Below are 18,722 nucleotides of genomic sequence, written 5' to 3'. Positions count from 1 at the left end.
TCTAGGGTCAGGACCGGTTAGCGGCAGCGGTGAGTGCCCGCGAGACGAGGGTGGCGACCAGGGCGCGACGGTAGTCGGCGCTGGCGTGGATGTCGTCGGGCGGTGAGACTGAAGCGGCGGCGATTTGAGCAGCCTCTTCGATGAGGCTGCCGTCCACGCGATGGCCGGCGATTGCGGCCTCGACACTGGGCAGCCGGCGCGGTATGTCAGTCGCGCCGATCACCGCGACCCGGACATTGCTCGCGAGGCCGGCGTCGGCTTCGTCATACGAAAGCGCGATGCCGGCATAGGCGAAGTCGCCGCGTCGGAGCGCGAATTCCTCGAACGCCCACCGCCGCCTCCCTGGCCACGACGGAAAGTGCACGGCCCGCAGGATTTCGTCGTAAGCCAAGCAGGTGCTCAGTGTTCCGGTGAAGAAGTCCTGCGCCTCCACGTAGCGGGTTCCCGATGGGCCGACGACCTCGAGCCTGGCGTCGCAGGCTACCGCGACGCCAGGCATTTCGGAAGCTGGGTCGGCATGGGAAAGATTGCCACCTATCGTCCCCCGGTTGCGAATCTGGTAATGCGCGATGTGCCCTACCGCCGCGGTGACCAAGGGGCAGGCCCCGGCTAGGCGTGAGTCGTTCTCAATATCGCGCCAGCGTGTCATGGCGCCGATATGAACCCCGGTGTCATCGATCTCGATGCCGCGCAGGCCTGGGATCCGGCCCAAGTCCACGAGCACCGTGGGGTTGGCAAGTCGAAACGCCATGATAGGAATCAGGCTTTGGCCTCCGGCGAGCAGTTTGGCGCCGCCCCCCTGTTCAGACAGGATGGCTACCGCTTCCTCCAACGAAGTGGGACGTCGATACTCGAATGAAGGTAACTTCATCGTTTCCTCGGCCAGCGCTTTAGTTGGGGAGGTATCGTCCGAATTTGGCGCGTACTTCCTTCTCCAGCTCCTCGCTTGCGCGCACGACGATCGGGAATGTGTCGCGCCGCAGGAAGGGCTTGCATGCATCGATGACTACCCGGGCGTTGCGAGGATCCTTTTCCGAATAAGCCATGGGGTCCAGCGCTGAACTCCAGCAGCCACGAAGGACTTCCATGTCCTCTCTCGGATCGAAGCGCGTGCACATGGCCCAAATCACCTTGTCCATGTCGGCGGGGTTGATGTCGTCATCGACGACGACAACGAAGCGGTTGACGTAGGCGCCCGCGTGACACTGCGATGCGATCAATCCGGCTTGTTTTGCGTGGCCTGCATATTGCTGTTTGATCGCGACCGTCAGCCAGAGCCGGCTGCCGCCAGCCGCATGCGCCCAAACGCCCTTGACCTCGGGCACCCCGGCGGCTTCGAGTTGATTCCACACCGCACCTGACCGGTATGAGCCGCGATAGAAGGAGTCATCGTCGGGAGGAATCCCGGGAATGGCTCCCAATAGAATGGGATCGTCGCGCGTCATGAGCGTTTCGACGTGAATCACAGGCTCCTTCTTGAGGCCCCCGGCGTAATACCCCGTCCACTCGCCCAAAGGCCCTTCGTCAATCTTCTCGTTCGGGTAAATGAAGCCTTCGAACGCAATTTCGGCGTAGGCGGGAATAGGCAAGCCGGTCTTCGGCCCCTTGATGACTTGGACCGGCTCCTCGATCAAGCCTCCGGCCGCGTCGAATTCGTTCTTGCCGTGAGGGATCTCCAGCCCGGCGATCATGAACAGCGCCGGGTGCATGCCAGCGACCACCACGACGGGGCAGGGGAGTCCGCGCTCGTGGTACTTGCGCTGAATCATGTCGCCGTGTTTCCCCTTAGAGCACATGACCGTCGCGATTTTCTTGTCGTGCGCCTGTACGCGGTAGGCGCCGTAGTTGATCCATCCGGTATCGGGATCGCGCATGATGACCATGTCGCCGGTGCCGATGTAGTAGCCCCCGTCGTGCTCATGCCACTTCGGCACGGGGATCTTGAACAAGTCGATCTCGTCGCCGGTGTAGACGTTCTCGAGAATGGGGCCAGCCTGGACCTCGACTGGAGGAATGGTCTTGGACTCCTTCATGTACTTGCGCCAGTACTGCACCAGCTCGATCTCGGAGCCATCGACGGGTAGGCCCAGCGTACGGTTGATCCTGCGTACCGAGGTCAATATGTTGGCCAGCACGCGGTGTCCCTTGGGGTATCCGGGTATTTCGTCGAATAGCACCGCGCGATTGCCGATCTTGCGTTGATAGATGTCGACGATGCCTCCGATTTCCCGCTCACGGTCGGCACCCACAATGTGCTGGATTTCTCCCAGCTCATCCATCTCGCGAAGCCAGGCCCGCAGGTCTTGCCTGGGCGCGGAGGAGGTGGCCGTCTTGCCTTCTTGGTGGTTTGTCATAGCTGATTCTGTGTCAGGAAATGAATGAATGGGGCTTGGACAACGAGGAGCGTCCGATTGATGCAGGTCAGTTGGTCGCGACCGAGCGCAGGTTGGCACGCTCGATGACCGTGCGCCATTTGGCGATTTCTTCCCGCATGCGATCGGCAGACTGTTGGGGGCTGGTGGCGAGCGGAGTAAAGCCGAGCTCTTCGAATTTGGCCTGCACGTCGGGCGTACGCAGTATGTTGGTGAGCAAACGGTTGAGCTTGGTGATGACGTCCGTGGGCGTGCCTGCCGGCGCCAGCACGAAAAGCAGCGTATCGGCCTCCTGGCCCGGGTAACCCTCTTCCGAGAGGGTGGGAACGTCGGGCAAGGCGCTGACGCGCGTCGCGCTGGTCACGGCCAGTGCGCGGAGCTCCTTGTTCTTGATTAGAGGAACGGCCGGAGGCAGGCCGGAGAACGTGACCGGGGTATGGCCGCCTATGGTTGCCTGCAAAGCGGGACCGGCACTGGTGTACGGCACGTGGATGATGTCCACATTGGTGCTTTGCTTGAATAATTCGCCCGAAAGATGGGGAGTGGTACCAATTCCTGCCGATCCGAAGCTGAACTTGCCTGGCGTCTTGCGTATTTCCTCGACGAGTTCTTTCACGCTCTTGGCTGGGTGGTTCGCCTTGACCACCAGCACGTTGGGCGAGGCGGACGCGATGGTGATCGGACTGAAATCCTTGACCGGGTCGTAGGGGACCTTGGCTTGGAGGCTGGGGTTCACCACAAAGCTGGAGCTGGTGACCATGATGGTGTAGCCATCCTTGGGGGCGCCTGCGGCCGTTCGGGCGCCGATGTTGCCGCCTGCGCCGCCAATGTTGTCGACATAAAACGATTGGCCGGTGGCCTCGGTCAGCTTGAGGGCCAGGATGCGGCCCATTACGTCCACGACTCCTCCCGGGGCGAAGGGGACGATGATGCGCACCGAACGGGATGGGTAATTGTCCTCGGCCTGTGCGGTATGCGGCGCCGCGAAAGAGAGAAAGGTGGTCGCGAGGAGTACAGCACAAGCCTTGCCATTCATATCACGATCCCCAGCAGTGTGTTGATAATGGGTTTTGTGCCATTAAAGGAACGAAAAAAGATAATGATCCATTTTTTGAACACTGTAAAGGTTGTGATTTTGTTGTTTCAGATAAGACGATGAGTCTGGACTGAGGAAAGCAAGATGGGGAGAAGGTGCCTGGTTGCGCGGCGCCGTTCCAGGTGAGCGCGGAAGAGGAGAAATAGGGGGAGGCGCCTGGTGGGCGGGGGCGCACCCCGGTGGAGAATTGTTAAGGCGCGTTGATGAATTGGGCAGAGCTGATCGGAAAAAATGATTGGGGTTTCAAGGTGCCCCGATCCCCGCCGGATCCGGCCTATGGTATCTGTTCTGGCGCCCAGGGCGTGGAGCTAAGGTCGGCGAGCGATGTTGATGTTCTTGACCTGGGTGAATTCGAATAGCTCTTCCAGGCATTCTTCGCGTCCGAGGCCGGAACGCTTGTAGCCGCCGAATGGAGCGCCGATGGCGTGACTGCTGGAGCCGTTGATCCATACGTAACCGGCTTCTACGCGGTGTGCGGCGGCAATGGCCGTGTCCAGATCGCGTGTCCAGATCGAGCAGGTCAGGCCGTAATTCAGCGCGTTGACTTCTTCGATGAGTTTGTCCTCGTCGCTCCATTTGATGACGACGACGACAGGGCCGAAGATTTCTTCCTGCGCTACCCGCATGTCGGAGCGAACGTCGGCGAATACGGTCGGCTCGACGAACCAGCCGTTGGCGAGTCTGGGATCGTCCGGTCGCTTGCCGCCTAAGACCAGGCGTGCACCTTCGGCCAAGGCTGTTTCGATGTAGTACATGGTCTTGTCGAAAGCGTTCTTGTGGCCGAGGCAGCCCATTGTGGTGGCCGGGTCTTCCGGCAGGCCAGGCCGGTGCGCTGCCGAGATGCCGGCGACGAAGCGCTCGAGAAACGCGTCGTGGATGCTCTCATGGACATAAACGCGACTCGTCGATCCACACGACTGGCCCGCCCAGAGGAAATTCATGCCCCGCACGGCTCCGCTCACGGCAGCTTCCATGTCCGCGTCGGGGTAGACGACCAGGGCATTTTTTCCGCCGAGCTCGAGCAGCGTCGGCTTGATCTGATCCGCTGCGGCGTGAAGGACGGCTTTGCCCGCTTGCTCTCCTCCCGTCAGTGCAACCTTCGCGACGAGCGGGTGGGAGACCAGCGCCGCGCCGGCGTCGCGGTCGCCGTTGACGCAATTCAGCACCCCCGCGGGAAAGATGTCGGCGAACAGTTCCATCATGCGGATGGAAGATAGCGGTGCCTGCTCGGGCGGCTTGACGACGACCGTATTGCCGGCCGCGAGCGGGGCGGCAATACGGGAGCCGGCGAACAGCAGCGGGTGGTTCGAGGGGTAAATGCGCGCGACCACGCCCAATGGTTCTCGTACGGTGAAGTTGAAAGAACCATTGTTCATGGGGATGGTGTCACCCTTGATCTCCGGAATGAGCCCGGCGAAATACTCCAGCATCGCCGCCGCAGCGTGTACGTCGTGCACCATTTCAGAGACTGGGTTGCCGCAGTTCAGTGCATCTAGTAGCGCGAGTTCCCGGTCATGTTCGCGCAATGCTGCCGCGGCTTTGCGCAACAGGGCGGCCCTTTCGAAGATGGGCAAGCGGCGCCAGGAGGGAAAGGCCTTGCGTGCGGATTCGACGGCGGCATGCACGTCTTCGGCCGAGGCATTGGAGACGGTTCCAAGCAGCGCCTGAGTGGCCGGGTTGACGACCGCGAAGCTGCGGCCGCTCGCCGACGCATGCCAGCGACCATCGTAGAAGTGACCGCTGGCCCGCGGGATGACGGAGCCGGTGTGTGCGTTCATGAGCTGCTCTCCAAGAGCTTAACGTCGGGTTTGGACGGGAATCGGCGGGGCGCCGTGGATTGGATCAGGCCGGAATCCCCTCTTTTTCCGGAAGCGCGTCGCGTAGCTTGGATTTACGGGCCACTTCGATCTTAGAGAGCAGTTCCACCGGAGAGACGGGTACGCGGTCGATGTGAACGCCATAGTCGGAGAGTGCGTCCTCGATGGCCGAAGCGATGGCGGCTGGAATGGGAAGGACACCGGCTTCTCCGCAACCCTTGATGCCGAGCTCGTTGAGCGGCGAGGGGGACTCCAGGTGCAATAGTGTGATGGGCGGCATTTCGGTGGCCGTCACGAGCAGGTACTCGGCCAAATTCGTGGTAAGGGGCTGGCCGTTGTCGTCGTAGGCCATGTGCTCGAATAGGGCGTTGCCGATGCCATGGGCGATGCCGCCCAGTATTTGGCCTTCGACCATCTTGGGATTGATGACTGTGCCGCAGTCGTGCGCGAAGACGATGTGCCGCAACGTGACGGTGCCTGTTTCGTCGTCGACCTCGACCTCCACCGCGGCAGACGCGTTGGCGTAAGCCATCAGGTCGATGGTGACGGCTTCCGTGGCTTCGATGCCCGGCGTGCCGGCCGGAAGGTAAAAGCCCGCCATGCCCGCGGAGGCCCGGGCCAGCCTGCCAAAATCCGTTTTCTCCCCCGAGGGGGCGACCACCGCGTTGCCTTCGATGCGCAGGTCCTGCTGTGGAACCTTCAAAACCGAGGCGGCGACGGCCAGCAGTTGTTCCCGCACTTTAATCGCTGCCTTGTGCGCGGAGCTGCCGGCCATGACGGCTTGCCGGCTGTTGAACCCGCCGAAGCCCAGCGATACCCGGGCCGTGTCGCCCGCGGTGACGACGACGTCGTCGATATTGCCGCCCAGCTGCTCGGCTACGACTTGGGCCAGCATGGTATGCAGGCCCTGGCCCATGGCGGCCGCAGCCGTATAAACGTGAATCTTGCCGTCGGTTCCTACCTGCACGCGTACCTGTTCGTACGGGCCACGGCCAGTTCCCTCGACGGAGTTCGCGAGCCCGAGTCCAAGGCGCTTGCCTTGGGCGCGTGCCGCCGCGCGTCGTTCGGGGAAGCTTTCCCAGCCAATCGCCTCGAGCGCCATGGCCTGGCAGCGCGGATAATCGCCGCTGTCGAGTATGACCTGCATGCCGCCTCGGGTAACCAGGGGAGTGGAATAGGGCATGCGTTCGGGCGGGACGAGATTGCGCCGACGGACCTCGGCGCGGTCGAGGTTGAGTTCGCGTGCCACGCGGTCCATCAGCCGTTCCATTGCGAACACGCCTTGGGGCTGGCCTGCTCCCCGCACGGGCGTGACCGGCACTTTGTTCGTGGCAACGCATTTCACGTCCATGCAGTAAGCCGGAATGACGTATGCGAGCGGCATGGCGGCGACCGATCCATAGGGAACGTTGGTGCCACGGGCCGAATAAGCCCCATGGTCGTGCACGACACGTCCTCGCACGCCGAGGATGCGGCCCTCGTCGTCGACGGCTATCTCGACGTCCCAGATCTGGTCCCGTTCTTGGGTGGTGGCGGTAAAGTGCTCCCGGCGGTCCTCGATCCACTTGACGGGGCGCTTGAGCAGCAGCGCGGCCGTCGAAACCGCGGCTTCTTCCGGGTAGAAAACGAGTTTCGGTCCGAACCCGCCGCCGACGTCTGGCGTGATGACCCGGACCTGGTCCGGGCCGCGGCCTAGCAGGTCGCACAGGAACTGCCGTGCGGCCAGCGGCGTTTGCGTCGAGCTCCACATCGTCAGGACGTCGGAGAGTTCGTCGTAGCAGGCGACGACTCCCCGGCATTCGATCGAATGGCTGCCGCCGCGGTGCTGGGACAGGCGTTCTCGGTAGATATGGGGCGCGGACGAGAACGCAGCATCGACGTCGCCATAGGCGAGGCGCAGCTCGGTGACGAGGTTCTGCTCGGCCCAGCTGTGCGCGACGGGACTGTCCGGCGCGAGCGCCGCCTCGCAGTCCGTCACGACCGGGAGCGGGTCGTAGTCGACGAAGACCAAGGTGGCCGCGTCCTCGGCCTTGTAGCGATCTTGCGCCAGCACCAGCGCGATGGGCTCGCCGACGTGCACGACCTCATCCTGGGCAAGGATGGGGCGGTGCAGGTCGAGCTTGATGTTGGGCGCGGGCAGCGCGGTGATGAGCCGGGTTTCTTTCAATAGCGGCTCGATGTCTTGCAGCGTGAGGACGGCAAATACCCCCGGCGCCGCGGCAGCGGCCGACGTGTCGATGGAACGAATCTTGGCGTGCGCGTGGCTGCTTCGCACGAACGCTGCGTGCAGCATGCCAGGAGCATCGATGTCGTCGACGAACCGAGCGCGCCCAGTCAGGAGCTTGGCGTCTTCGATGCGTCCTACCGGTTGTCCGAAGGTCTTGCCTTTCATGCGGCGCCCTCCTTGCGCATCCGTTCGGCGGCTAGCAGGGTCGCCTTGACGATGCCGTCATAGCCAGTGCATCGGCATAGGTTCCCCGAGATGGCGACTCGAACTTCCTCTTCCGTCGGCGCGGGGTTATTGTCGAGCAGCTCTTTGAGCGTGAGGAGCATGCCCGGCGTGCAGAAACCGCACTGCAGCCCGTGCGTTTCGTGTAGGGCCCGCTGTAGCGGGTGCAGTTCGCCGTCGGCTTCGCCCAGGCCCTCTATCGTGGTGATGTCGTGCCCATGTGCCTGGACCGCCAGCATGAGGCAGGACCTCATGGACATGCCATCCACCAATACTGTACAGGCTCCGCAGACGCCGTGCTCACAGCCGATGTGAGTGCCTGTAAGTTTCAGTTGCTGGCGCAGGAAGTCCGCGAGGGTCTTGCGCACGGGAGCCTCGGCGGTGTGCGTGACGCCATTGACCGTCACGCTGATGATGCGCGTCTGTTCCACGTCTGCATCGAGATCGTCGTCGAGCGAAGAAGGGGGCATCACCGTTCCTTACTGTGCTTCGTGGGCTGCACGGGCGCGTTCGGCGGCCGAGCCGAGGGCCCGCCGCATCATGACAACCGCTACCTGGCGCCGGTAATCGGCGCTGACGAATGCATCGTCCATGGGGTCGACGTCACGGCAGGCTTCGGCCGCTTCGCCGAGCGTGGGGGGCGAAGGTACCTGTCCGATCAACCATTGTTCCGCCTGGCGCATGCGTATGGGCGCCGAGTTCACGCCGCCAAGCGTCAAGCTGGCGCGGCTGATTTTTCCGGAACTGTCGAGCAGCAGCATGGCGGCGGCGGACACGATGGCGAAATCGCCATGGCGCCGCGCAAGCTCGACGAAGGACGCGCCGTGCCCCTCGGGCCAGGGGGTGTAGCGCACGCCGACCACCAGCTCGTCGGGTTCGACGTTGGGCATCATGTAGCCGAGCGGGAAATCGCCGAAATCAATTTCGCGCCGTCCCCGGGTACTCGCAATTTCCACGACCGCATCGTAGGCGGCCGACACGGTGACCAGCTCGGCCGAAGGGTCGAGCTGGCATAGCGACCCTCCGATGGTTCCCCGGTTGCGCGTCTGGCGGTGTCCGACATGGCGTAGCGCTTCTGCCATGAGCGGAAGCTTCTGGGTCACCACGGGCGAGAACTCCAGGTCGCGCTGGCGGGTCATGGCGCCGATGTGCAACGAGCTCGAGCTGTCGACGACGCCGGCTAGCTCGGGGATGCGGTTCAGGTCGACGAGGTGGTCGGGGAAGGCGAACCGCATGTTGATCATTGCCATCAGCGATTGGCCGCCCGCAAGTGGCCGCGCATTCTCCAGTGTGGCCATGAGTCCAAGCGCGTCTTCGAGCGTATGCGGATCGTGATACTTGAAGACTGGCGGTTTCATCGTGATCTCACGGAGATGGCGCGGTCATAATATTTTTGGAATTTTATTCCTATTTTGGTACGGCTTCAATGTATTAAGGGATAGCCCCTAGCCCGCCCGAGCGCGCCGGCGAGGCGCGGGGACCGCGCTCGTTTCCGCCTTATGCTGATCGAGGAGGTTCCTCAGGTATTTGGCGGCAGCCTCTCCCTTGAGTGCGGTGCGCCATGCCTCATTCACGATGTTTTCATGCAGGGCGATGGCTTCGGGCGCGGAGGTGGCCATCGCGACACCCACGCGGATGTTCGGGTCTTCGCCCAGCCGGAACGGGCTGATGGTGATCGTTCGCTTGCCGTTCTCGCGGAAGATCTGAAAACCGTTATGCGGCAGCGTGTCGCAAACCACGCCGATCTGCACGCCCATGGAGTTCTCTTCGATCAGGGTGGCGAAGTGTTCGATTTCCTGCCGCGCGATCTCCAACCGCTTGGCGCGTTTACTCTCTGTCAAGGGGCGTCGGCCGATCAGTCCGTTGGTGAGGAATTTTTCGATCTGGACGCTAGACATCAGGTTGACGATGCTGGGGCGGCGTCGCTTGTAAGTTTGTTTGCGAGCGTGAAGGATTTCCATGATAGCGTCGACGTCCGCAAGGGTGCGATCACGCCGAGGGGCATCGTCGGGCACGCTTTCGCGCAATACTTGTTCGAGCGCGACCTCGAATTGGTCGGAGGCGAGCAGGAAAGAAATAGGCCCGGCCAGCACAATGATCTGGTCGGCTTTTTCCTCCAGCTGGCGGGTTCGCTCGAAGTAGCTCACCGCCGAGGGCATGTACTCCATGCCAACCCCGAGCAGCGTAGGCATGGAAACGTCGAGCAGTTCGGATAGCTTCTCGAGCGTCTCGATTTTGGCGAGCTCTCCCTTTTCGAAGCGATACAGCGCGGTGCGCGAAATGCCGATGCGCTGCGCGATTTCGTCTGCGCTCAATCCGGATGCGAGGCGGAATGCTTTGAGCCGCCTGCCTATATCTTCATATTGCAGACCCATGTAAGCCGTCCCTTTATTTGTCGATGCGTGACTCTTTTTGCACGACGGCATCCGATGGCCGCCGGCGAAGGCGTCATCTTACAATGCATGCGGTTTTCGGCACTCACGCCGCCTTTCGCCGGGATATTCGCGCAGTGGGTTCAAAGCGTTTTTTTGTACGGTCAGCCCTTGCGGAACCAGCCCCGTATCGTCGCCCAGAGCGTCGAAAAGAGCAGGGAAAAGCCACTGATGGGCTTGGCCGGCGCAGGGGCGGGCGGGGGACGGTGAGCCGGCGCGGGCACGGCATCCCCCGCTGGAGCCTGCGGGGGCACGCCGGAAGGAGCGGGTGCCGACGGTGCGGGCGCTGGATCTCCCGCGGCGACGAGGTGCGGGATCTGGCCCTCGAGGTTCTTGGAGAACTGCGAGATGATTTGGTTCGCCAGCGTTTCGATCATGCCGGCGCCCCGGCCGTACTGGGCGACGGCCCCGAAAAGGTTGAGGTCCGTGTCGATGCTTACCAGCGTTCCTTGGCCGGCAGGCTCCAGTTGAAAGGCGATGACCGCATTGGCGTTCCCGCGCCCTTTTGCGTCAGACCCTTGCGCCTTCAGCCGGGCGCGATGTGCGGCATGGTCGATCTCTTCGAACACCGCCGTGCATAGGAAGGTCAGCGCCACGGGACCCAGCTTGACAGAGACCTTGCCTTTGAACGTCTTGTCGTCGACGATTTCAACCAGCTCCGCGCCCGGCATGCAAGGAACGATGCGCTCGATGTCCATCAATAATGGCCAGGCTTGTTCAGGCGGCAGGGAGACGTTGAATCGGTTGTTGAACTTCATCGAAGGTCCTCGGGGAAGTCTGGGAATGGGCGCATACGACCAGGGGAGGCAGCGCTCCACCCAATTGTAAGGGGTGTTCCCAAAAAAAATCAATTTTCCAAAAAAAGCACATTCCCGCAAATTAGGGCAATATGGCAGCCTTCGACGCTCTGGATGTTCCGGCTGGGATAGCCGCCCGCTCAATTTGCGAACCCGGGGTCCAGCCGGTAGGCCAGGCGCAGGCAGGCGGCCCAATCTTTGGCACCGCTTGCAGCAGGGTCCTCGACGTTGATTTGGGATGCCCCGAACTCGGCGACTTCGTCCGGAATGAGATAGACCTGCGCGCCGCCGGCCAAGGCGGCGATTTGCCCCCGGCAGGCCATTTCTAGGTAGTTGTGGTCGACGAGCGCCTCTTGAAGCGTTCGTCCGCATACCAGGGCGCCGTGATTGCGGAGCAGGGCGACGCGATGCGTTCCCAGGCTTGCAAGCAGCGGTGCCCGCTGAGACATATTGAATTCATACCCGCCGAAATCGTGGTAGGCCAGGCGTTTGTAGAACTTCACGGCATGCTGGTTGATCATCAATAGTCCGTGTTTTTGCGAGGCGACTCCCATGTTGGCCGGCGTGTGGGTGTGGAAGACGGCGTTGATGTCGGGCCTGGCTTGGAGAATGCCTGCATGAATGACGAGGCTTCCGCCTACCAATGGCGGGCCTCCGTCCATGGGCGTGCCGTCGAAGCGGTATTTGCGCAGGGACGAGGCGGTGACCTCGCAGAACATTTCCGTTCCTTGCTTGATCAGCATGGTGTCGGGTTCGTCCTTGACGCGCAAGGAAAGATGGTTGTAGGTGAGGTCTTCTACGCCGAGGTGGGCGAGCACCCGGTAGCAGGCCGCCAGGTGGATCCGCTGTTCACGTTCTGTCTGTGTCATGGGAATATCCTCAAACGCAATAGACGTCTAGCATGGTGGGGATGTAGTCGTTCACCAATTTGATGTGCTTGCGGAAGATGCGCCACCCATCATCGACGCGGCGCAGGTGATACTTGCTCGAACCGAAAAAGGCGTGGGGATCCCGGCGGCGCGGAAAGACGACGTGGCAGCTCCAGCTTGTGCGTACTACGCAGTGCTCTGGACTACCTTCCTCCAGTAGCGGCGTGCCGATGATATGCGTCGTGCGAGGCAAGGGGGACGATGCCGGCGATTTCCGCGAGCGGATGCGGGCGATGCGATCTTCAAGCCCGGCTCGACTGCTGTAGTAAATGTGGGAAAGCCCTGTATCGGGGTCTTGGTTCAGTTCTTCTTCGGTACGCCACATAGGCATCCAGAATTCGCAGTTCGGGTCGTACAGTGCGAGCCAATCCGTCCATCGGCGCTCGTCGAGCAGCACGGCTTCCAGGTAGACGAGATCGATGGCCGTCCGTTTCAATTCCTCCGGAATCATTGCTGTTCCTCCTGGGCAAGCCCTTCGCACATCAAGCGTCGCCACTCACGGTATGGGGATAGGAAGCACATTTCCTGCTGGAGTTCGAAGCCGCCCTCGACTGAGCCGGTCGGGTGGATGCCCAGTTGGCGGGCCAGATCGCTTGGCGATGTCTGGAAAATGGTGCGTCCTCGCTCGCACCCTTGCCCGTACTCGAAGCCGGGATGGAACGTTCCCCCGCTCTGATAGCCTGCTTGGCAGTCTTCGTAGACCACGGTGTCGTCGGGCGTCGCGAACCCGGAGGGGTTGAAGAAGTCTTCGAATTGCCGTATCCGCCAAGCGCGGCGCTCAGGTGACTCGCCGATGGGGGCCATGCAGTACACCCGCATTTCGGTCTCGTCCACCGAGAGGGGGCGGAAGGTTCGAATGAGGAGCGAGGTGGCGTCGGCGATCTGCATATTGGGAAAAATGATGCAGTTCTTCAGATGTAGCATCCACTCTGCGCGCAGGTCGCCGAGGCGGGCGCGGATTTCTTCGATTACCGGCCAAATGGGACGCTTTTCTGCTTCGGGCTGGCTGAGCCAGTTCAGCGCATGGCCATATTGGAACAGGAAGGTGCCGCCACGTTGCGTTTCGCGCTTGGCCCAATCGAACTGGCGGGCGGCCTGGTTGCCTTTTCCGTCTCGGCGCTTCGCCTGGATGTCTAGAAAACTCGAATGCGTGGACGTAAGGTGGTAATAGTCCATCCCGTTGTCCATTTGCAGCTTCCAATTCCCCCGGTAGGTGTAGACTGCACGCCCAGGAATGAACTCCATGCCGCTCGGGCTCTGTTCCATGTATAGATCAACGAAAAAGCGCAGGTCCCCGAGGTAATCCTCCAGAGAGGGAACGTCCTGCGTTAGGCAGCCGAAGACAAGGCCTTTGTAGGTTTCCACGCGGGCGATCTGAATCAGATCGTGGTCGGCTGCCTTGAATGCGTCGTGATATTGGCCGGACGCTTCCGCCTTAATGGTGAAGTTGCGGCCCATGGTGTCATACGACCATCCATGGTACGGGCAGGGAAAATACTTGCGTCGCCCTTGTTCCTGTATCACGAGCTTCGCGCCCTTGTGGCGACATGTGTTCAGGAATACCCGGATCTTCATGTCTTCGCCGCGGCTGACGATGACGGGAACCCGGCCTATGTATGTGCTGAAGAAGTCGCACGCGTTGGGAACCTGGGACTCCAGGCACAAAAAACTCCAACTGCGCTCGAAGATCAGCTTCATTTCGAGCTCGAAGATCTCTGGATCGGTATAGATATCGCGGTGTATGCGAAAGATTCCATCATCGGGACGATCGTCGACGCATCTCTCCAGTTTCTGTCGCAAGGCCTGAGAAATCATCATGCGCTCCGTTGGGAAAGATGGGGTCAATGGTATAGGCCGGCCGAAGCGGTGGCGCATGAAATTTTCTTAACTGCTGGGATAGAAAAAATCGCTTTAGAGGGCCCGAGCGTTGGCCCAGAATGGTGGCGCAGGCGGTGATCCAACGGCAGTCGAGTTCAACCGACCACGGAGCGAAGTCATCATGCGATATGAATTTTTTCGTTTCCTGAGCAGATGTGTCCTCGGGCTTCTAGCTACCTGTAGCGCCGTTTCGGCCTTGGCCGAAACCTATCCCGCGAAGCCAGTGCGTTTCGTTGTTCCGTTCGCGACCGGAGGTGGAAATGATTTCCTGGCGCGAGATCTCGCCAGCGAATTGCAGGCGAAACTGGGCCAGAGTTTCGTGGTGGAAAACAAGCCGGGGGCCGGGGGCTTGATCGGCTCGGACATCGTCGCGCGGGCGCCGGCCGACGGATACACGATTCTGATGGCGGCGAATTCGGCGGCCATCGTGGACGCAGCCTCGAAGGCTCCGCCATTTAGGCTGGCGCGGGACCTGGCCGGCGTGGCCATGGTCGCGGAAATCCCGATGATCCTTGTCGTTTCCAACAATGTTCCAGCGAAGTCCGTCAAGGAGTTGGTCGCGCTACTGAAGGAGAAGCCCGGGGCCTATAACTACGCGTCCGCCGGGCCTGGCACCATCATGCACATGACGTCGGAGGTTTTCGCGGCAGAGACCGGCACGTCCATGGTGCATGTGCCCTTCAAAGGTGCGAGCCAAATGGTCCCTGAGGTGATCGCCGGGCGGGTGCAAGTCCTATTCGGCGCTGCGAATTCCTTGATTCCTTTCATCAAGTCGGGGCAGGTTCGCGCCCTTAGCGTGGCAGGTGCACAGCGTTGGCAAGGCATGCCGCATCTCCCTACGCTGATGGAGAGCGGGATACCGATCGACCTGAACATCTGGTATGGCGTGTTGGCGCCAAAAGCGACTCCTCGCCCTATCATCGAGAAGCTGAATAAAGAGATCAACGCATATCTGGCCACCGATGTTGCGAAGAAGAAATTAGCGGCGCAAGGCATGGAACCCTTGATGGGTACACCGGAACAGTTTGATGCATTGGTCAAGAACGACGTCGAGCGGTGGACGCGCGTTGCTTCCCAGGTGCGTTTCTCGATCGACTAAGCGAATTCGCCGCGCCTGTTCGGTGCCGACGGAAGTGCAGCCTCAACCTCGGCCTCCGTTTGCGCGGCCTCGCTTCGCAACCAATTCAGGAAGGCGAATAGGTCTTCCCTCTGCTCGATCTTGTCATTGCCCACGACGTAGTATCCGGTGCGAAGGTTTACAGTGGTCGGGATGGGCGCCATCAGCGTTTGCTTGGACAGTTCGTCCAAGGCAAGGACAGGCGTCGTGGCCACGACGCCAAGCCCGTCGAGTGCGGCGGAAATGGCCATGAACGCATGGGTGAAGCGGGGGCCAGAAGAGGTGTCGATGCCCTCCACTCCTACGCCTTCGAGCCAGCTCTGCCAAAAAGACTTATTGCCATACAGGGACTCTCTGTCGTCGTGCAACAGGCAGTGATGGACAAGATCCCCCGGCGTGTTCAGCGGCTGGCGCTTGAGGAGTTCTGGACTGCATAGGGGCGTCAGGCTGACGTTGAATAGGCATTCGCTGTGCAAGCCAGGGTAATCGCCGGCTCCGTAAAGCAATAACAAGTCGACCTCTGTAGCCCATGCATGGATTGCTCCTATCCCTGCCCGGGCGCCCCGTTGGCGATCAAACGGACCCACCCGCGTGGAGATCTGGATGTCGATGTCGGGACGAGCGAGTGCGAAGCGGTATAGGCGAGGCATGAGCCAGCGCATGGAGAACGAGGGCGACGAGCCGACCTTCAGAACCTGCGCTCGTGCGTGAATGCGGACTTGCTCGACGGCTTCCCGCAGGCAGTCCATGCCTGCTTGCAGCCGGGGCAGGCACATGCGCGCTGCGGGCGTCAGCTCGATGCCTTGGTTGAAACGCCGAAACAACTGCACGCCGAGGAAGGCTTCGAGTTGGCTCAGCTGGTGACTGACCGCGGCGGCCGTTACATGCAACTCCTCGGCCGCCTTCTTGAAGCTCAGGTGGCGTGCTGCCGCCTCGAATACGCGCAGCGCGTTCAGGGGTGGCAGGCGCGGTGCCGTCTTCATTCCGCCTTGATGCCCGCCTCTTTGATCAGCGAGCCCCAGCGGTCCTGCTCTTCGCGGACGAATTGGGCCACCTGTTCGGTCGGCAGGTAGGCGGGCGTATCGCCGCTTTTCTCGATCGCGGCTTTGATTTCAGGGTCTGAGAGCGTCTTGCGGACGGCTTCATTGACCGTCCGGATGATGTCGGGTGGCGTATTGGCCGGTGCGAAGAGACCGGTCCAGAACTGAACGTTGAACCCAGGAATCGTTTCCCCTATGGTCGGCACGTCCGGGAAGTCGCGGCTGCGCTCGGGGCCGGTCGTGGCGATGGCGCGGATTTTCTTGGCCTGGATAAACGATTTCGCGGGAGGGATGGTCGAGAAGGAAAAGTCCAATTGGCCAGCTACGAGATTAGACATGGCCGGCCCGCTTCCTTTGAAGGGAATGTGAGTGAACGGGGCCTTTGTATAGAACTTGAGCATCTCGCCCGCCATGTGCGGCGTGGTGCCAATGCCGGCCGACGAGTAACTGAGCCCTCCCGACTTCTTGAACGCCGTTGCGATGAGTTCGGGCAGAGTCTGGACGGGGACGTCCATGTGCACGCTCAACACGAGTGGCGAACGGGTAATCGTCGAAACAGGCAGGAAGTCCTTGACGTCGTAGCCCGCATTGGCCATCAAGCCGGTGTTGATGACGAAAGCCGGGTCCGCGAAAAGAAACGTATAACCATCAGGCGCGGCTCGCATGACGTGGCCCGCGCCTATGGTTCCGCCGGCGCCGGGCTTGTTCTCCACGATGACGGATTGATTGAGGACTCGTTGCAATCCCCTGGCGAGGAGGCGGGCGGCGGTGTCGGTGCCGCCGCCCGGCGCATAGGCGACGACCAGGGTAATGGGGCGTTCGGGATATGCCGCTTGCGCGGACGCGGAAGCAGCGAGCGCGATAGTTAGGGTGGCAGCCGACAAGCCGGGGCGACGAACCGAGAGAGGATGTATTGCCATGCGCAACTCCTGATTCAGAGGGTGGTAAAGGCGGATCAACAACGGCGTATGCAGCGGACCTCAAAGCAAGAATCGTTCCAAATTTGGAAATCAGAACGTTTTTGATACTTTTCTGGGCGGCAGTGCCCGGCTCCGGTGGTGATCATCCCCGGTCCCTTCTTTGTGACGCTTACTTCAATCTCGATTTCCAGTAATCGCGCGCGCGCACGAGCGCCGATGGCGCAACTTGGGAGGCCTTTTGAATCTCCCCAGGCGTCAAGCGGTCTACATGGCCTTGGAGTTGCGCCTGGAATTGGAACTGTGCGTTGATGCAGATCGTGATGGCGCGGAACACCAGTTCCGTGAGACTGCGCGCGACCACGGTCGCACCATGTCGCCGCATCAGCACGCACCAATGAGGCCCCAGCGCGCGCGCGAGTGAAGCGCCATGCTCGGTGTTGCTCAGAAGCAGATTGGTATCGCCGAACTCGTCTTGGCTATCCCAGAACGGGACGTTCTCGCCCATGAAAGCGCCATGCTGATACACCGGAACGATCGCAGTTCCGCTGATGCAGAACGGCATTACAGCGGCGGCGTGATGGTGGCATATGGCGTGCACATCGGGGCGGGCGCGGTAAATCTCGCCGTGGATGAAGCGTTCGATGTAAAGCGATTCGGTGGGCGCCTTGACCGGCTGCGAGCGTGCGTCGTATTCGAGGATGTCCTCCGCGCGGACCAACTCTGGCGCGCGGGAACAGGACATCAGGAAATGGCCTGGGCGCTCCGGGTGCCTGACGGAGACGTGCCCGAAAGCATCGAGCACCTTCTCGTTTGCGAGAACGTGGTTGGCTGTCACGAGCTCCTGTATCAGCCCGTCGACGCTGGACTCGGCGTTCATGATGCCTCTCCCATGGTCAGCACCAGGCGGCCTGAAGCCCGGCGATCGCGTAACTGCACCAGCGCTTCGGAGACCCGCTCTAGCGGGAACAGGGTCACTTTTCCGGGCGCGAGCCTGCCTTCGGCGTAGAGACGGAAAATCTCATTGATGCAATGCGCCATTTCGTCCGGCGTGCGCTTGCGATAGTCGCTTACCTGCAAGCCGCTGACTTCCATATTCTTGAGCATGACGTAATTGACCTTCAGCGTCGGAATGCGTCCGCTCGCGAAGCCAACGACGACCAGGCGCCCTCGCCACGCCACCGCGCGGATCGCGGCGTCGAAGATGTCGCCGCCCAGCGGGTCGATCACGATGTCGGCGCCTGCCCCGCCGGTCTGTTCGCGCACCTGGTCGCGCAGGCTGTCTCTCAGGTTCGGACGGGATAGGTCTACGATGCCGTCGGCGCCTACGGCGAGTACCTGGTCCTGTTTGGCCGGGCTGGAGACCCCGGCCAGGACACGCAATCCATATGCCTTGGCGAGCTGTATGCTCGCCAAGCCGACGCTTCCGGTCGCTCCTAATACGAGAACGGTTTCCCCCGCCTTCGCACGGCCGCGCTCGCACAGGGCAAACCAAGCGGTATCGAATGCGAGCGACATGGCTGCTGCATCGGTGAACGAAAGTCCGTCCGGCAAGATGAAGCAGTCCTTGGCCTGGACGGCGACCTTCTCCGCGTAACCGCCCTGTTCGGCCAAAGTCAGGACTCGGTCTCCCATCCGCAGGCCTTCGACGCCGGGGCCGATGGCGCTGACTACGCCCGTTGGCAGTTTGCCCGGTGCGAACGGGCGTTCGGGCAGGAACTGGTACTTGCCCGTGATGACCAGCGTGTCGACGAAATTGATGGCGGTGGCCCGGACGTCCACGACTACCTCACCAGGACCGGCTACCGGGTCAGCGGTGTCTTCTACGCGCAGGGATTCGATCGGGCAAAAGTCATGGACAAGCGCGGCACGCATGGT

General features: G+C 61.5%; 17 protein-coding genes. 1 reads left to right on the top strand and 16 read right to left on the bottom strand.

Annotated elements, in window-relative coordinates:
* Window positions 1–7 precede the first annotated feature (7 nt).
* The 12 genes from Q0319_RS01410 to Q0319_RS01355 form a co-directional block, all read right to left on the bottom strand.
* Entirely contained in the window at window positions 8–871 is an 864-nt protein-coding gene (locus Q0319_RS01410; protein ID WP_299450395.1) for a xanthine dehydrogenase family protein subunit M, read from the bottom strand.
* Between the two features lie 19 nt (window positions 872–890).
* Window positions 891–2,354: a UbiD family decarboxylase gene (locus tag Q0319_RS01405; RefSeq protein ID WP_299450393.1), complete on the bottom strand. Its 1,464-nt coding sequence runs from the start codon at window positions 2,352–2,354 to the stop codon at window positions 891–893.
* A 67-nt stretch (window positions 2,355–2,421) separates the two neighbouring features.
* Window positions 2,422–3,408, bottom strand: coding sequence for a tripartite tricarboxylate transporter substrate binding protein (locus tag Q0319_RS01400; RefSeq protein WP_299450390.1), 987 nt, complete (start codon window positions 3,406–3,408; stop codon window positions 2,422–2,424).
* A gap of 368 nt (window positions 3,409–3,776) precedes the next feature.
* The gene (locus tag Q0319_RS01395) at window positions 3,777–5,246 is read right to left on the bottom strand and encodes an aldehyde dehydrogenase family protein (RefSeq protein WP_299450388.1); all 1,470 of its coding nucleotides are present in this window, start codon (window positions 5,244–5,246) and stop codon (window positions 3,777–3,779) included.
* A gap of 64 nt (window positions 5,247–5,310) precedes the next feature.
* The gene (locus Q0319_RS01390) at window positions 5,311–7,677 is read right to left on the bottom strand and encodes a xanthine dehydrogenase family protein molybdopterin-binding subunit (protein ID WP_299450385.1); all 2,367 of its coding nucleotides are present in this window, start codon (window positions 7,675–7,677) and stop codon (window positions 5,311–5,313) included.
* Entirely contained in the window at window positions 7,674–8,204 is a 531-nt protein-coding gene (locus Q0319_RS01385) for a (2Fe-2S)-binding protein (protein ID WP_299450382.1), read from the bottom strand. Before Q0319_RS01385 ends, Q0319_RS01390 begins: the two co-directional genes overlap by 4 nt.
* 9 nt (window positions 8,205–8,213) lie before the next feature.
* Window positions 8,214–9,092: a xanthine dehydrogenase family protein subunit M gene (locus tag Q0319_RS01380; RefSeq protein ID WP_299450379.1), complete on the bottom strand. Its 879-nt coding sequence runs from the start codon at window positions 9,090–9,092 to the stop codon at window positions 8,214–8,216.
* 87 nt (window positions 9,093–9,179) lie between these two features.
* Window positions 9,180–10,109: a helix-turn-helix transcriptional regulator gene (locus tag Q0319_RS01375; RefSeq protein WP_299450376.1), complete on the bottom strand. Its 930-nt coding sequence runs from the start codon at window positions 10,107–10,109 to the stop codon at window positions 9,180–9,182.
* A 161-nt stretch (window positions 10,110–10,270) separates the two neighbouring features.
* Window positions 10,271–10,924, bottom strand: a complete 654-nt coding sequence (locus tag Q0319_RS01370) for an SRPBCC family protein (protein WP_299450373.1) — start codon at window positions 10,922–10,924, stop codon at window positions 10,271–10,273.
* Between the two features lie 179 nt (window positions 10,925–11,103).
* A complete protein-coding gene (locus Q0319_RS01365) occupies window positions 11,104–11,832 on the bottom strand; it encodes a class II aldolase/adducin family protein (protein ID WP_299450370.1) in 729 nt (242 codons plus the stop codon).
* Between the two features lie 10 nt (window positions 11,833–11,842).
* Window positions 11,843–12,343: an aromatic-ring-hydroxylating dioxygenase subunit beta gene (locus tag Q0319_RS01360; RefSeq protein WP_299450367.1), complete on the bottom strand. Its 501-nt coding sequence runs from the start codon at window positions 12,341–12,343 to the stop codon at window positions 11,843–11,845.
* A complete protein-coding gene (locus tag Q0319_RS01355) occupies window positions 12,340–13,710 on the bottom strand; it encodes an SRPBCC family protein (RefSeq protein WP_299450364.1) in 1,371 nt (456 codons plus the stop codon). The genes Q0319_RS01360 and Q0319_RS01355 overlap by 4 nt, the downstream gene beginning before the upstream one ends.
* A 256-nt stretch (window positions 13,711–13,966) precedes the next feature.
* On the opposite strand from Q0319_RS01355, the gene Q0319_RS01350 reads away from it, so the two are divergent.
* Window positions 13,967–14,869, top strand: a complete 903-nt coding sequence (locus Q0319_RS01350) for a tripartite tricarboxylate transporter substrate binding protein (protein WP_299450361.1) — start codon at window positions 13,967–13,969, stop codon at window positions 14,867–14,869.
* Here the strand turns inward: Q0319_RS01350 and gcvA are convergent.
* The 4 genes from gcvA to Q0319_RS01330 form a co-directional block, all read right to left on the bottom strand.
* A complete protein-coding gene (gene gcvA / locus Q0319_RS01345) occupies window positions 14,866–15,870 on the bottom strand; it encodes a transcriptional regulator GcvA (protein WP_299450359.1) in 1,005 nt (334 codons plus the stop codon). The two genes, Q0319_RS01350 and gcvA, sit on opposite strands and share 4 nt — an antisense overlap.
* The gene (locus Q0319_RS01340) at window positions 15,867–16,847 is read right to left on the bottom strand and encodes a tripartite tricarboxylate transporter substrate binding protein (RefSeq protein ID WP_299450357.1); all 981 of its coding nucleotides are present in this window, start codon (window positions 16,845–16,847) and stop codon (window positions 15,867–15,869) included. Before Q0319_RS01340 ends, gcvA begins: the two co-directional genes overlap by 4 nt.
* 169 nt (window positions 16,848–17,016) lie before the next feature.
* Window positions 17,017–17,724 carry a class II aldolase/adducin family protein gene (locus Q0319_RS01335; protein ID WP_299450355.1) on the bottom strand — a complete coding sequence of 236 codons (708 nt, stop codon included), beginning with the start codon at window positions 17,722–17,724 and terminating at the stop codon, window positions 17,017–17,019.
* Window positions 17,721–18,719: an NADPH:quinone oxidoreductase family protein gene (locus Q0319_RS01330; protein WP_299450353.1), complete on the bottom strand. Its 999-nt coding sequence runs from the start codon at window positions 18,717–18,719 to the stop codon at window positions 17,721–17,723. Before Q0319_RS01330 ends, Q0319_RS01335 begins: the two co-directional genes overlap by 4 nt.
* Between the last annotated feature and the right edge of the window lie 3 nt (window positions 18,720–18,722).

Source organism: uncultured Pigmentiphaga sp. (assembly GCF_937950555.1).
In the GTDB taxonomy this organism is placed as follows: domain Bacteria; phylum Pseudomonadota; class Gammaproteobacteria; order Burkholderiales; family Burkholderiaceae_B; genus Pigmentiphaga.
The sequence above is the reverse complement of the archived record's forward strand: the minus strand, read 5'-3'. Positions and strand labels throughout refer to the sequence as shown.